Source organism: Mycobacterium sp. 050128 (assembly GCF_036409155.1).
Lineage (GTDB): Bacteria > Actinomycetota > Actinomycetes > Mycobacteriales > Mycobacteriaceae > Mycobacterium.
Map to the genome: position 1 here is coordinate 80,296 of NZ_JAZGLW010000002.1, position 14,355 is coordinate 94,650.

Annotated in this window: 14 protein-coding genes and 1 pseudogene; 2 read left to right on the forward strand and 13 right to left on the reverse strand. The window is 64.2% G+C overall.

Annotated elements, in window-relative coordinates; translation table 11 throughout:
- Positions 1 to 36: 36 nt before the first annotated feature.
- The 11 genes and pseudogenes from SKC41_RS17775 to SKC41_RS17825 all read right to left on the reverse strand — a co-directional run.
- On the reverse strand, positions 37 to 1,464 hold the full coding sequence (locus SKC41_RS17775) for an MlaD family protein (protein WP_330979020.1): 1,428 nt from the start codon (positions 1,462 to 1,464) through the stop codon (positions 37 to 39).
- Positions 1,465 to 2,610 carry a virulence factor Mce family protein gene (locus SKC41_RS17780; RefSeq protein WP_330979021.1) on the reverse strand — a complete coding sequence of 382 codons (1,146 nt, stop codon included), beginning with the start codon at positions 2,608 to 2,610 and terminating at the stop codon, positions 1,465 to 1,467. It lies immediately after the preceding gene.
- The gene (locus tag SKC41_RS17785; RefSeq protein WP_330979022.1) at positions 2,610 to 3,899 is read right to left on the reverse strand and encodes a virulence factor Mce family protein; all 1,290 of its coding nucleotides are present in this window, start codon (positions 3,897 to 3,899) and stop codon (positions 2,610 to 2,612) included. The genes SKC41_RS17780 and SKC41_RS17785 overlap by 1 nt, the downstream gene beginning before the upstream one ends.
- The gene (locus tag SKC41_RS17790; protein WP_330979023.1) at positions 3,896 to 5,167 is read right to left on the reverse strand and encodes a virulence factor Mce family protein; all 1,272 of its coding nucleotides are present in this window, start codon (positions 5,165 to 5,167) and stop codon (positions 3,896 to 3,898) included. The genes SKC41_RS17785 and SKC41_RS17790 overlap by 4 nt, the downstream gene beginning before the upstream one ends.
- Positions 5,164 to 6,192 carry a virulence factor Mce family protein gene (locus SKC41_RS17795; protein ID WP_330979024.1) on the reverse strand — a complete coding sequence of 343 codons (1,029 nt, stop codon included), beginning with the start codon at positions 6,190 to 6,192 and terminating at the stop codon, positions 5,164 to 5,166. Before SKC41_RS17795 ends, SKC41_RS17790 begins: the two co-directional genes overlap by 4 nt.
- A 40-nt stretch (positions 6,193 to 6,232) precedes the next feature.
- The gene (locus tag SKC41_RS17800) at positions 6,233 to 7,588 is read right to left on the reverse strand and encodes an MCE family protein (protein WP_330979025.1); all 1,356 of its coding nucleotides are present in this window, start codon (positions 7,586 to 7,588) and stop codon (positions 6,233 to 6,235) included.
- 4 nt (positions 7,589 to 7,592) lie between these two features.
- The gene (locus SKC41_RS17805; RefSeq protein WP_330979026.1) at positions 7,593 to 8,441 is read right to left on the reverse strand and encodes an ABC transporter permease; all 849 of its coding nucleotides are present in this window, start codon (positions 8,439 to 8,441) and stop codon (positions 7,593 to 7,595) included.
- 9 nt (positions 8,442 to 8,450) lie between these two features.
- The gene (locus SKC41_RS17810; RefSeq protein ID WP_330979541.1) at positions 8,451 to 9,224 is read right to left on the reverse strand and encodes an MlaE family ABC transporter permease; all 774 of its coding nucleotides are present in this window, start codon (positions 9,222 to 9,224) and stop codon (positions 8,451 to 8,453) included.
- 303 nt (positions 9,225 to 9,527) lie between these two features.
- The gene (locus SKC41_RS17815; RefSeq protein ID WP_330979027.1) at positions 9,528 to 9,725 is read right to left on the reverse strand and encodes a ferredoxin; all 198 of its coding nucleotides are present in this window, start codon (positions 9,723 to 9,725) and stop codon (positions 9,528 to 9,530) included.
- Positions 9,722 to 10,126 carry a nuclear transport factor 2 family protein gene (locus SKC41_RS17820; protein ID WP_330979028.1) on the reverse strand — a complete coding sequence of 135 codons (405 nt, stop codon included), beginning with the start codon at positions 10,124 to 10,126 and terminating at the stop codon, positions 9,722 to 9,724. Before SKC41_RS17820 ends, SKC41_RS17815 begins: the two co-directional genes overlap by 4 nt.
- Positions 10,123 to 10,296: pseudogene (locus SKC41_RS17825) on the reverse strand (cytochrome P450); the annotation flags it as partial. The pseudogene SKC41_RS17825 and the gene SKC41_RS17820, both read right to left, overlap by 4 nt.
- A 548-nt stretch (positions 10,297 to 10,844) precedes the next feature.
- Here SKC41_RS17825 and SKC41_RS17830 point away from each other — a divergent pair.
- Together SKC41_RS17830 and SKC41_RS17835 are read left to right on the forward strand one after the other, a co-directional pair.
- Positions 10,845 to 11,237 carry a limonene-1,2-epoxide hydrolase family protein gene (locus SKC41_RS17830; protein WP_330979029.1) on the forward strand — a complete coding sequence of 131 codons (393 nt, stop codon included), beginning with the start codon at positions 10,845 to 10,847 and terminating at the stop codon, positions 11,235 to 11,237.
- A 55-nt stretch (positions 11,238 to 11,292) separates the two neighbouring features.
- Positions 11,293 to 12,486, forward strand: a complete 1,194-nt coding sequence (locus SKC41_RS17835) for a TetR/AcrR family transcriptional regulator (RefSeq protein ID WP_330979030.1) — start codon at positions 11,293 to 11,295, stop codon at positions 12,484 to 12,486.
- Between the two features lie 11 nt (positions 12,487 to 12,497).
- Here SKC41_RS17835 and SKC41_RS17840 read toward each other — a convergent pair whose 3' ends face one another.
- Both SKC41_RS17840 and SKC41_RS17845 read right to left on the reverse strand, forming a co-directional pair.
- On the reverse strand, positions 12,498 to 13,268 hold the full coding sequence (locus tag SKC41_RS17840; protein ID WP_330979031.1) for an SDR family oxidoreductase: 771 nt from the start codon (positions 13,266 to 13,268) through the stop codon (positions 12,498 to 12,500).
- Positions 13,265 to 14,341 (reverse strand): 3,4-dihydroxy-2-butanone-4-phosphate synthase, encoded by a 1,077-nt coding sequence (locus tag SKC41_RS17845; RefSeq protein WP_330979032.1) that lies wholly within the window; start codon positions 14,339 to 14,341, stop codon positions 13,265 to 13,267. Before SKC41_RS17845 ends, SKC41_RS17840 begins: the two co-directional genes overlap by 4 nt.
- Between the last annotated feature and the right edge of the window lie 14 nt (positions 14,342 to 14,355).

The following is a 14,355-nucleotide window of genomic DNA, read 5'->3' on the forward strand; positions in this document are numbered from 1 at the left end:
CATCCGCATCATGCTGGGTGAGTCTTGTCATCACCGTCAGTTCCCCGGCGGCAGCAGCATCGATTGCCATGTCTTGTCTTTCGGCGCGGTTTGAGCCAGGTCGGATCGCGTGTATTGACGCCCGTCGGGCCCGGTGTAGGTGCCGGTCGCCGGGTCGTACTGAGCGGCCGCGATTGGCGGCGCCGGCCCGGGCGGCAGCTGCGGGATGTCCTGACCGCTCAACGTGGCGTTGGGGTCGCCCTTCCAGTTGTAGCCGTCGTTGAGCGGCACATACTGTTCGTTGCTCTCACACATTTTCACGGTCGGCGCGCGCTTGCCGGGCACGGTTTCACAGGGGATGTTCCGGGCGCCACGAACATTGAGCTGCGAATCCTGCGGGACTCGGCAGTATAGGTCGCCGGCCGGGCGGCCCGGGTAGTCTTCGGCCGAGGCGACGCGCTGCTGTTGGGCCGGAAGGAATCCCGTGGTGCACGGTGGCGGCAGGTTGAGGTTCAGATTGAAGCTCAGATACTGACCGCGGTAGGCCTGCTTGGTGTTCAGGTTGGCGAGAATGCCGGCCTGCTCGGCACCGATCGACATCGGGAATACCACCAGCAATTGCTCGAGGTCATTTTGATAGGTGAGGGCGACCTGGCCGACGCTGACCAGGTTCGCCAGCAGGATCGGCAAGGTGGGTTGCACGCGCTCGATCAGTTGACGTACCTCCCCCAAGGCGGGCCCGCCCTGATCGATGACGTTGGCCACAGTTGAATCGTGGGTTTGCAATTCAGTGGTGACCGTGGCCAGGTGTGATGCCCACCCGGCAATCGCGTCCGACGTGTGGTTCTGCGAATCGAGTACCGGCTGCGCCTGGTCGATCAGCGCCGTCAGCGGGTCGAGATTCTTACGAGCATCGCTCGCCAGATCCGAGGTGCCGACGATCAGCCGGGAAAGCTCCGGACCGAGCCCGCCCACCGCGGTGTACGACTCGTCGACGACGGTCTTTAAGTTCTCGTGTGGGATGGCGCCCAGCGCCGTATTCGCCGCGCCGAGAAGGGCGTTGATGTCGGGCGGCACCGAGGTATCAGCCAGCGCAATGACGTCGCCGTCCTTCAGCGGGCGCGACGTCGCGTTGCGGGGCAACAGCTCCACATAGGATTCGCCGATCGCCGTGTGGCTGTGCACCTCGGCTTTGAGGTCCGACGGAATGTCGATACCGGACTTCAGGGAAAGCACTGCCTGCACGCCGGTGTCGGTCAGGCCCACCGATTCCACCCGGCCGACTTCGAAGCCGCGATAGGTGACGTTGCCGGTGCCATAGAGCCGGCCGGATTCCGGGAGCTCCATCGTCACCGTGTAACGGCCGACGCCGAACAACATGGTCGGCAGCTTGACGAAGTGCAGGAAGGTGATCGCCAGCACGGCCAGCGCAATCACGGTGAAAACGGCCAGCTGCACGATGATTCGTCGCGGTAGATGCAGCATCTAGGGCCCCTGATCCCAGCGATACGGCGTGGTCAGCGGATTGCCGGGGGTGCCCCGATAGCCCGCGGTGCACGGGCTGGGGAACTGGCCGATGGTACGACCCCACTGCAGCTCCAGCTGGGTCAGGTGACACTCCCATCGAGTGCCGGTCAACAGACCCTGGTCGATTCGGCTGAGCGTGAGGTCGACGATCGCGGTCAGGTTGGCGTAGTCGCCGCGCTGGAAATTCTGGAACGTCTCGTTCGGAAACGGGAAGGTCGCCAGCAGGGAAAGCGATCGTGTCAGGGCCGGTCCCGCGTTGGCGAGGGATTCCAGCACCGGCCCGACTTGATGTAGCTCCTTGATCAGATTCGTCTTGGTCTTGTTGACCGAATCAACGGTCAGGGCACTGAATTTGCTCAATTGGTCCGCCGCAGCGACGAGTTTGTCGCGCTCCTCGTTGAGCACCGCGAGGGCATCGGGGACGGTCGCCAAAGCGCGGTCCAGCACCGGTTGCTGGGCGGCGAACTTGCCGACCACGCGGTTCAGGCTTTCCGTCGCCGCGATGATGTCGCCGGACTGGTCGTTGAGGTTGGCCGAGAATTTGTCCAGCTGCGAGATCAAACTGCGCACGTCGTGTTCACGACCGCGAAACGCCGTGCTCAACGCCTCGGTGATGTCCTGTACCTGACCCAGGCCGCCCCCGTTGAGCACCAACGACAGCGCCGCCAGGGTCTGCTCGGTGCTGGGGTAGGCGCCGCCGTGCGCCAGCGGAATGACGGAGCCGTCGCGCAGTTGTCCTTGTGGCGCTTCGTCTTTCGGCGGGTTCAGTTCGATGTGGTAGGAGCCTAGCAAGCTGGTGGTGCCGATCTTGGCCGTCGCGTTGGCGGGCAGGGCGACGCCACCGCCAAGCTGCATGGTCACCAATGCATGCCAGCCTTGACGCTCGATTTTCGTCACGTGGCCGATCGTGACGTCGGCAACGCGGACGCGTGAGTTCGGTTGAATGTTGTTCACGTCCGGCATTTGCGCCTGGATCACAAACGACCCCGGCCCTTCGCCCTGGGTTCCGGGCAGCGGCAACGAATTCAGTCCCTGCCAACCGCAGCCGGATATCGCGAACCCAACCGCCAACAGACTCGCCGCGCAATCGCGCACGGTTCTCATCAGCCACCCCCGGGCGGCATCATCATGCCGCGCAGGCCCGCGGCGGGGTCGGTCGGCACCGTCGCGTCCACCGGCGGGCCGGGAGCCGGTGGTGGCGCGTTCGTCGCGGGCGGAACGAAGTCGGGCCGCATCGAATCCTCGCTGTAGGTCACCTCATTGGGCCTCGCCTGCGCCCCGATGAAGAGGTTCTCGCCAATCGGCGGGTAGTTGTATTGACGGTTCTTCACGATCGGCGCCATGTACTGCGCGCAGAGTTTCGCCGCCTGCTCGCCTCCCAACCGCGAGGCGGCCTGAATTGCGCCGCACAGGAACGCGATTGGGTTCGCCATGTTGTTGCCGGCCAGGGCGCCGGTCAGCGCACCGTTGGATGGCTCAAAGATGTTGTTGAAATTCTGCAATACCGTCGGGCTGATGTGCAGGGTCTGCTTGATGTCGTCGAGGCTGTCGACCAGCACCTTGCTGATCGACGTGAGCCTGTCCGATGTGGTGCCGATCGCCTCGCGGTTGTCGGCGGCGAAGCTCTGCACATCTGCGACAACCGCGTTGAGGTCCTCGGCCGCTTGAGCGACTTTGTTGGGATCATCGGCCAGCAGCGAGGACGCCGAGGCCAGGTTCGAGTTGAGCTGCTCGAGCAGATCCGCGCTGTCGTGCAACGCCGTCACCAGTGTCGACAGATTCTTCAGGGTGGAGAAGATGTCCTTGCTGTGGTCGCCGAGCGCCGAAATTGCCTGCGACAGCTTGATAATGGCGTCGCGGATGGTAGGTCCTTGCCCGCGCAGGTTGTCGGCGGCGGTGTTGATGAGTGCACCCAGCGTGCTCACATTGCCCGGCCGGGTGGGCTTCAACAATTCGGTCAACCGCTGAACTTGTGCGCGTAGGTCGTCCCACTCGACCGGTACCACGGTGCGGTCCTGCGGTATCACCGCCCCGTCGGCCATGGTGGGCCCGCCGGCATAGGGCGGCGTCAACTGAATCGCACGGCCCGACACCAGTTGGGGCGACAGGATCGCCGCCGTGGCGTTGGCGGGGACTCGGTACCTACGGTCGAACGAGAAGGTGATCTTGGACCGCAGTGGCTGTGGCTCGATCTTGAGGATGGCGCCAACTGGCACGCCCCGGATGCGCACGTCGTCCCCGGCAAACACGCCGTTGCTGTTGTCGAAGTACGCGACCACGACGATGCGGGCGGCCGCACCCGCGCTTCTCATCGCTACGATCACGCCCGCGACGAGCACCAGGATGAGGGTGGTCGCCAACACGGTTCGAGACCGCCGGAGTTTCGTTGTCACCGTTGGCCTCCCGGCGCCAACGCTGGTGGCCCGGGCGGTGGACCGCCGGGCGGCGGGGCCGGCTGCGGCTCCCGGTAGGGATAGCAGCCGGGGCCGGGCAACGGCACCCCGGGTGGACCGCACGGATGATCGCCGGGGTTGCCGGTGATCGCATCGGGAAGATTCAACCGCGGCTCGCCGGCCTGGCCCGTCCGCGGATAAGGGATCGGCAACGCCGGGGTTCCGGGCTGGCCGGTCGGCGGGTCCGTCAGCTGCGACGGCAGCAGGGTCGCCGGATCCAGCCCCAGGTCGGAGAACGCGGCGCTGACGAACGGCTGAACGAACTGTCCCGGCAGCAGATTCACCACATAAGCCTTGAAAAACGGGCCCGACGACAGCGATTCGCCCAGCGACATGACGTAGCTGTTGATCAGCGGAATGGCCTTGCGTACCTGTTCTTTTCGGCTCTCAACGATTGCCAGAACGCCGTTGAGCTTGTCCAGGGTCGGCCGCAGCTGCTGGCGGTTCTCGGCGATAAATCCTTGCAATTGCCGCGAGACCGCCGAGATATTCGTCCAGATTTGATCCAGCGCGGAGCTTTGTGTCCGCAGCTGCGCCAACACCGCATTGGTGTCGCGCACCAACGTGACGATCTCGTCGGTCCGTTTGGCCAGCACCCCGGTGGCTTTGGCCGCGTTGTCTAGCAGGCCACGCAGTTGAGCGTCGCGCTCGTCGAGCGTTTGGGCGAGGCGGGCCACTCCTTTGAGGGCATTCCGGAAATCCGCCGGGGTGTCGGCGAAGGTCTGCGCCATGGTGTCCAGCGATTCGGACAGCCGGTTGGTGTTCAGTCCACTGATCGTGGTGGCCAAATCGCCGAGTGCGTCCGGCAATTGGTAGGGCGACGTCGTCCGATCGATCGGGATGGGTCCCTCGAGCCGGCCCTCGCCCCGCGGCATCACGTCGAGGAACTTGCTGCCCAGCAGGCCTTTGGTTTTGATCGCCACCTCGGTGCGGTTGCCCAGCCGAATGTTGTCGTCAACGTTGAATGTCACCCGCACGCCGGGCCCGTCGAGCTCGATGCTGGATACCTTGCCCACCGGGTAGCCCGAGACTTCTACCGTATTGTCGGTTCGCAGCCCGCCCGCGTCCGCGAAATACGCGGAGACGGTCTTGCCCTGATCGAGGAATGGCAGGTTCTGGTATTGCAGTGCGGCCACCACCATTGCGGTGATTGCCACGATGCCGACGGCGCCGATGGCCAGCCGGTTGCGTTCGCCGAATGATTTCATTTCGGTGCACACCGTCCGGTGGCCTGACCGGCGACCTTGATGTAGACGGGTTGGCCGCCCTTACCGTTGACCTTGAGCACGACGTCGCACAGGTAGAACGCGAAGAAGTCGCCGTACATGCCCTGGCGAACGAGCGCCTGGTACTTGTCCGGCAGCGTGTTGAGCAGATTGTCGAGGTAGTCGCGATCGGCGAGAGCGATGTCGGCGACCCGATCGGTCTCGTGCACCACCTTCGAAAACGGCGCGCGAGCTTGCGACAGCAAGTCGGTGATCGAGCCGGCCGCCGCGTTCGTGTAGGCCACTGCATTGGAGATGTCGGTCTTGTGTTCGGCGAGCCCGTGCACCAATTGCGACAACGACACCACCGCTTTGTCCAACCGATCGCTTTGGCCCCCAAGCGAACCCAAAACCACGTTGAGGTTGTTGACGACCTGTCCGATCAGCTGATCGCGGTCCGCCAAGGTGTTGGTCACCGCGGCGGCCTGACCGAGAAATGACGTGATCGTGGGACCCTGCCCCTGAAACATCTGCAATAGCTGTTCGCTGAGCGCGTTCACCTGCTGGGGGTTCAGTGCACGAAACAGTGGCTTGAAACCACCGATCAGGGCATCGAGATCCAGCGCAGGCTTGGTGCGGGCGAGCGGAATCGTTTGGCGCGGAGCAAGTATGGCCAGTCCGCCGACGCCTTCTTCCAGCGCCAGGTAGCGGTCGCCGAACAGGTTGTCGTATCGGATCACCGCCTCGGTTCCCTGTGTCAGGGTCACCGAATTGTCGGCCGTGAACTCAACGCGCACCGTCGCGTCCGGGTTGATGGAGATCTTTTCGACCTTGCCGACCTCGACGCCGGCGATGCGCACCAGCTTGCCCTCCCTGAGGTTGGACACGTTGGTAAACTCGGCGTAGTACGTCTTGCCGTCACCGAAACGCGCTTCGCCGAAGACGGCAAACAGTAACCCGCCGGTCAGCAGGCACACCGACAGGAAGATTCCCAGGCGCAGTGCGACGCCTTTCAGGTTCTCCTGCATCGTTCCTCTCCTGCTTGGCTTTTGGTGGTCGTGTCCGGGGTCACGGCGGCGGTGGACCTGGCTCGGCGGGCGGCGGAGCAGGCGGCACCCCGGGCCACAGCGGTACTCCACCCGGTCCGTACAGCGCCGCGCCGTAGGGCGGCCCTCCGGGGTTCGGCCCGATCGCCGGCCCGGGAATGCACTGGCGGATCGAGGGCGGCTTGGGTTGCGCGCGTGTCACCGGGAAGTAGTCCGCCCAGCAGGGATGCCCGAGGCCGGGGTTGGGCCTGATATCGAGCCCGGTCCCCCACCCGGTGTTGGTGACCAGTTCGCGGACCGGGAAGTTCCTGCTGGCATCAGGCAGTGATCCGCACCCCGGCTTTCCACCGGGACCGCCCTTGGCCGCGACCAGCGGCACGTTGTCCGGAAAGACGTACGGGTCGTTGCCCAACAACAGTGCGACGTCGAGTTGCAGCGTGCGCCCGTCGGCACCACCCCACGCCGAATAGCCGCCGTTGTCGAGATACCACTTGGTGCCCTGCAGGAAGCAGGTGTACTCGGGGTTGTATTTGAGGAGCAGGTTCGTGGTCGGTTCGAGGATGTTGACCGATGCGACGAGATTATCTCTGCTGTAGCCAAGCAGATTGGCGCCGGAATTGGCTACGCCAATGACGTTGAGCAGCAATTTATCCAGTTGATTTGAGTGATTCACGACGGTCGTGCTGGTCGTACTTGCGGCATTCAGAATCGTCAGGATGTCCTGGGCGGCGGCACTATAGGTGTCGCCGAAGGTCTTAAGGGCATGCCAGTCCCCCCGGATCGTTTCGCTGCGCTCGTTGAGCGCCGCCAGCACGTCGTTGAGGTCGGTGGTGGCTTTGCCTATCCGCTCCCCCTGGCCGCGTACGGCGTCGGCTACCGCGGTCAGCACCGCGTTGAGTTTGAGCGGATCGATCATGTTGAGCAGGTCGACGACGTTCTCGAAGACGGTGTTGATCTCCGTGCTGACGTTCTTCGAATGTAGGACGGCCCCGGCGGACAACCGTGCGCGACTCGGATTCTGCGGTATCACCAGGTCGACGAACTTGGCGCCGAACGCGGTGGTGGCGCTGATCTGGGCCTCGACATTGGCTGGGATGTAACGGATTTGATCGGGCTCGATCTCGAGCTTGAGGCGGGTCCCGTTCTTGTCGTCAGCGATCTGGTTGACCCGGCCCACCTGGACACCGCGCAGCATCACCTTGGCGCCGGTATCCATCACCAGCCCGGACCGGTCCGCGGTCAGCGTCACCGGTACGTAGGACCGCAGGGTGCCGCTGAAGGACATCGCCGTCGCGAGGACAACCACACCGATCGCCCCCAACAGAATCAGCGTCCACCACGCGTCGTGCAGACGGTGTTTTCCGGGCCCGCGACTCATGCCACTAGCTCGCCAGGTGGAAGTTAGGGGACTGGCCATAGATGGCCAGCGTCATGATGACGATCGCGATCGAGGCGAGAACCATCGAGGCGCGCACGGCGCGGCCGACGGCTTCGCCGACGCCGGCAGGCCCGCCGTGTGCGGTGTACCCGTAGTAGGTACACACCAGCATGATCATCAGCGAGACGACGACGACCTCGAACGACGACCACAGCACATCGGTCGGGCGCAGGAATGTGTTGAAGTAGTGGTCGTACACACCGGAGCCCTGCCCATAGACCGCCGTGGTCCCGATGCGGGCCGCGAGATAGGCCGTCATGAGCCCGACGCAAAACAGCGGGATCGCCACCACCACTCCCGCCAGTACCCGTGTGCTGGCCAGGTAGCTGACGCTGCGGATCCCGATCACCTCGAGCGCATCGATTTCCTCGTTGATCCGCATCGCACCCAGCTGGGCGGTGGCGCCGGCGCCGACGGTGGCGGCCAGTGCGACCATGACGGTTCCCGGCTGAATCTCGCGGGTGTTGAAGAACGCGGATGCGAAGCCGGTCAGGGCTTCCACACCCACGGAGGCGAACTGGTTGTAGCCCTGCACCGCGACGATTGCGCCGGTCGTCATCGCCAAGAACCCGACGATGACGACGGTACCGCCGATCACCGCGAGAGTCCCGACGCCCAAACCCATTTGCGCGATCACCCGCAGCAGCTCGCCTCGGTAGTGCATGACTGCGTCGGGGATCCCCGCGATGGTGCTGACATAGAATCGCACCTGCGAGCCCATTCGATTCCACTCGCCCGCAACAGATCTGGAAATGCGCTGTACGTTTGTTCTGCTCGGAACGCTGACCGTCATCGGTTCACCTCACGACACCATGAACGGCATACCGACGGCGGTGACGATGATGTTGATGACGAACAAGACGATGAAGGCAAACACCACGGTCTCGTTCACCGCCCGGCCGACGCCCGCCGGGCCCCCACCGACCGACATGCCCTTGTAACAGGCGATCAGCCCCGCCATCAGCCCGAACAAAGTCGCCTTGATCATCGAGATGATCACGTCGATCGTGTGGGTAAGGGTGGTCAGACCCGCCACCCACGCACCCGCCGAGACGTGCATCAGGAATACCGAACAGAAGAACGCGCCGATCAGGCCAGTCGCGGTCACCACCGAACTCAGGGCCAGGGAGACGGTGGTGGCTGCCAACACCCGCGGAACCGCCAGCGCTTGAATCGGGTTGATGCCCATCACACGCAGCGCGTCGAGTTCCTCGCGGATGGTGCGGGCGCCCAGGTCGGCACACATGGCGGTGGCCCCCGCGCCGGCTACGACCAATACCGTGACTATCGGGGCACTTTGGTCCACGGTGAAGATCGCGCAGCCGGTGCCGGAAAAATCTGCCGCGCCGATATCGGTCAGCAGGACATTGAAGAGAAAGCCCGAAATCACCGCCCACGGGATCGTCATCAACACCCCCGGCAGTGTCGACACCCGCGCCACAAACCAGCACTGATGGAGGTATTCACGCCACGCGAACGGTGGCCTGAAGATGGACACGAACGTCTCCACAGACATCACGAAGAAGTCGCCCATCGCGCGGACCGGCTTTGCTGCCTGACCCACCACCATCACCATCGCGGCGTACACCGCCTGGATTCGACGCCGTTTCGTCGGGTGGAGTTGCTCACGTGGCCCCCCGGACAGGTCGAAGTGGACGAGTGACATCCGCGAGGGTACGCGGAGGCGAGCCATCATGTCCATAGCCAATACGCATGGTTAGCGCTGAAATATCCGTATATAGCGAAGCAAGAGACCATTTATGCGTGATGATGTATTTTGTTAGTACCGCTGCAACGCCGGACGGGCGGCCGGGTGCCCGGCTGTCTAGGGCCCAGTTTCGAGACCCGCCTCCGGGCCGTGTCACGTTGGTCGAACGGGTCACTCCGGAACCAACTGCAGCGCACCCGACGGGCACAGGTTCACCGCGTTCCGCACCCGGCGCGCCAGGTCGGTGTCCGCAACCTCGTCGGAGACGAGCAGCACCACGCCGTCGTCGTCCTGATCGAAGAACTCCTCGGCGGTCATCACGCACATTCCGGCGGACATGCAGATCTCGCGGTCCGCAGCGACTTTCATGAGAAGGCCTGCAGGGTGAGCGCCGAGTTCATGAAATCCCGGAAGTGCAACCAACGGCCGTCGCGCAGCGTAATGATATGCGCGAACTCGGATTCCCATTCGTGCCCGGTGGCGAGCCGCCGGAAGCGTTGCCGGCCCCAGGTGGCGAGTTCGTCGCCTTGGGCGATGAACTTCCACTCCTCCATCTCGACGATCTCGATGTTCTCCCCGACTTTGGTGAAGAACATCGTCGCTTCATCGATGCCGTGGTAATCGCCTGCGTAAGGGATCGTCTCGGTGCCATAGTAGGTAATCCGCACCTCGGGATCGAGATACCTCAGCGCGATTGGCAGATCGCCGGCGGGGACCGCGGCGTAAATGGCCCTGGTGGCCGCGATATTGCGGGACTCGTTGGTGGTCATGAAAGGTGAAGGGGCAGACGGACATAGGCGTGGGTCAGCAGGCTGGCGGTCTGCTTGGTGCCGGGGTCGTCGGTAAGACCGATCGACTGGTAACGATCGAGCACGGCATTGAGCACCGCCATAACCTCCAGGCGGGCCAGCGAAGCGCCGAGGCAGAAGTGCCGCCCGTGAGCCTTGATCTGGCCCGTGGCGAGGCCGACGGTGAGGTTGTAGTCCCCGCGCCAGAACCGGTCTGCCACATCGGCGGGCATCGTCATCGTGATATCGGGTTTCAGATCGCTTGGGCCGCAGATGACTTGGAAGTCCTCGCGCAGCGCGACGGTCAGTTCGTAGGCGGGATCGGTATAGAAGACCCGCAGCACGATGTTGGCGGCGCGGAACTTGGGCCCGGACTGCGGGTGATCGCCCGCGTCGCGAAAGACGCCCCCGATGTATTTGTCGATCTCACTGCAATCGGTGAAGAAACTCATGATTGGCAATGCAATCACCGCGGCGATGCCAGGGTCAGACCCCAAAGGAGAAGTCTTGGTGCCCCGAACGGGGGAAGTGCCGTCGTGCAGCGGTCGGCCCCGACGCTCGGCCATTCCCGCCACACTTGGCATATGTCCATCACCGATATCGGATCTACTAGTGCGATATCGGGTGAATGACACTGCTATCGCTTATATATTCCAAATAATGTATCTTGGCGGTAATGCGCTGAGGAGGATCCGTTCGCATGACCGATACCAAGGAAGCCAGCGAGAAGCTCGTCCGAGACTTTCTCGGGTCCTGGCAGGGGCGCAGCTTGGACAGCATCTGCGCCGGTTTTGCCGACGACGCGGTCTACCACAATGTGCCTGTCGATCCGATCGAGGGCATCGACGGTGTCCGCGCGGTTTTCCAGGCGTTTCTGGACGCGTTCTCCGATGCCAAGCTGGACATCCTCAGCCTGGCCGCCGAGCCGGGTCTGGTGCTCGCCGAACGCATCGACTACTTCACGATGAACGACGGCCGCAAAGTCATACTCCCGGTGACCGGCGTGTTCGAGGTCAAGAACGGCAAGATCGCCCGCTTCAGCGACTACTTTGATCTCGCGGACTTCGAGCGGCAGAGCGGAATGAAGCTGTAGCCGATGCATCTGGCAGGATTGATAATTCGAACGCGCACGAAGGGGGTCGGAGTCGATGGAGACCGTCTCCCAGCCCGTTAGGCGCCGCCCGAAAGACCGAAAGCAGCAGATTCTGGACCAGGCCGTCGGGCTGTTCATCGAACGCGGCTTCCATTCGGTCAAGTTGGAGGACATCGCCGAGGCGGCGGGAGTCACCGCGCGCGCGTTGTATCGCCACTACGACAGCAAGCAGGCGTTGCTCGCCGAGGCGATCCGGACCGGTCAGGATCAGTATCAAATCGCGCGTCGCCTGACCGCCGGTGAGGCCGAGCCGTCACCCCGGCCGCTCAGCGCCGATCTGCCCGACCACATCGCCGCGGCCGTGGCATCGCGGTCCCTGACCGTGTTGTGGCAGCGCGAGGCCCGTTACCTCAACGAGGCCGACCGGGCACAGGTGCGTCGCCGGATCAACACGATCGTTGCCGGAATGCGCGACAACGTGGTCTTGGAGGTGCCCGGCCTGAGCCCGCTGCACGCGGAGCTGCGCGCGTGGGCGGTCGCGAGCACGCTGACCGGCCTAGGCAGGCACAACCTCACGCTTCCGGCCGATCAACTCAAAGAGCGCCTGTACCAAGCATGTATGGCTGCGGCCAAGACGCCTCCCGTCGCGGAGTTGACACCGCTAGAGGCCGCGCGGGACGAGGACGGGGTGCTGTTCTCGCGCTACGAGACCTTGCTCGCCGCCGGTGCGCGACTGTTCCGCGCGCAGGGATATCCGGCCGTCAGCACCAGTGAAATCGGCAAGGGCGCCGGGATCGCCGGTCCTGGCCTGTATCGGTCCTTCTCATCGAAACAGGCCATCTTGGATGCGCTCATCCGCCGCCTCGACGAGTGGCGGAGCCTCGAGTGTATCCGTGCTATCCACGCGAATTCTGAAGCAGCGCAACGTCTTCATAGTCTGGTGCAGGGGCACGTTCGGATCAGCCTGGATGCTCCCGACCTTGTTGCCGTTTCGATCACCGAAATCTCGTACGCCTCTGGCGAGGTGCGCGACGGATATCTGAGAAATCAGGCCGACCGCGAAACCGTCTGGATCGAGCTGATCGCCGAGCTGGTCCCCGAGACCACCCTCGTCGAGGGGCGGCTGCTGGTGGCGGCGGCGATCAGCTTTATCGAAGACGTCGCTCGCACATGGCATCTCACGCGATACGTCGGAGTCGCGGACGAACTCACCGCGATTGCCTTATCCATCCTGACCAGCCGGTCCTGAATCGCGACGGTTCACCACAGCGCGGCGATGGTTCCGCCGTCGGCGATCTGCGTGGTTCCGGTGATCATCGATGCATCATCGGACAACAGGAACGCCACGATGCTGGCCATCTCCTCGGGTGCGGCCATCCGCCCCTGCAAGCGGGAAATCAGCTCGCGCGCGCCGCCGTCTCCGAGTGTCTCGTCGAACATCGTCATCGCGATCTGCTGCATCGGGGTATCAACGAATGCCGGCAACAGCGCGTTGGCGCGGATATTGGACGCACGGAGTTCCGCGGCGGTGACGCGGCTGAGGTGGCTGATGCCGGCCTTGGACACACCGTACGCCGCGCTGCCGCCCACGCCGATGTGGCCGGCAAGCGAGGACATGTTGACGATGGCTCCCCCGCCCCGCTGGACCATTCGCGGCGCCGCATGTTTGGTGCACAGCCAGGCGCCGCGCAGGTTGATCGCGATGACACGATCGAAATCTTCGACCCGCGTCTCGATCAGGGGGGCGAAATGAACGACACCGGCATTGGCGACTAGCTTGTCCACGCCGCCGAACGATTCGACGCAGGCGTCGACCATGCCGCTGACCTGTTGCTCGTCGCTGACATCGACCTGATAACCGATTGCGCCAGAACCGATCTTGGTCGCGGCGGTATCGGCGGCGCCGCCATCGATGTCCGCGCACAGCACGCCACACCCCTCGGCGACGAGTCGCTGCGCCACCGCGAGTCCGATGCCGGCTCCCGCGCCGGTGACGATCGCGGCCTTACCGGCCAGGTCTGAATGGCTCAACCCGCCGCCGCCAACGTATGAGTTCCGATGCCGTCCTCACGAATCGCCCCGAACATCACAAGGCCAAATCCTGGCATGTCGTCGGAGAGTTTTAGGGCGTACAACCCGAGATCGCGCAAGATCCACGCGACGGTCTCTGGCATCGGGTCACCATGGGCGGCGTCGTGCCGGGCGAACAGGCCACAGGCCCCCGGCCGTCCGGATGGACGCAGGTACACAACCACACCGCTCCCCTGGGCGGACATCCGCGCCAGCGCGCCATTGAGTTCCTGGCCGCATCCGCACACCTTCGAGCCGAACACATCTCCGGTCAGGCACTCGACGTGAACATGAAGCGGCACAGGCACTCCGGGGCCGGCCGAGCCGATGATCATCGCCAGATGCTCGCCACTGTCGTGTGCGTCGCGGAAGCCGATAACCCGCGAATCGCCCGCCCAGGTGGGCAGGATGGTTTGCGTCAGCCGAATCACCTGAGGTTCGGTCCGGCGCCGGTACGCCACCAGCTCACCGATCGAGACGATCGGCAGCCCATGTTCGACGGCAAATTCGGTCAGCTCGACGCCGGACGCCATCAGCGCGGGATGGCGCCGCGAGACGATTTCACACAGCGCGGCAGCGCGCCGCCGGCCCGCCAAGCTCGCGAGGTCGACGGCTGCCTCGGCGGGCCGGGGCCGGACGAGAACCCCGTCCGTGCCGGCTTCCAGGGGGACCACGTGTCCCGGACGTAGGAAATCCGAAGCCTCGGATACACCGGATGCCAGCGCGGCGATGGTGCGCGCACGATCGCTTGCCGAGATTCCCGTGCCCGTCCCGCGAACGTCCACTGACACGCAGAGCGCTGTGCTCCGGTGGCACATCGGCGGGAGGTTCAGCCGCTCGCATTCGGAACCCGGCAGTGCGACGCGCACATACCCGGAGGTATGGCGAATCATGAAGGCCAGCAGCGCAGGGGTTGCGGCGTCGGCGGCGAAGACAAGGTAGCCGTCGCCGCCCGAATCATCGTTGACGACAACGGGTTGGCCGGTCGCCATCGCGGTGATCGCGCGTAGCACCCGCACATCGGTGGTTTTCATCGAGAATCCACCTA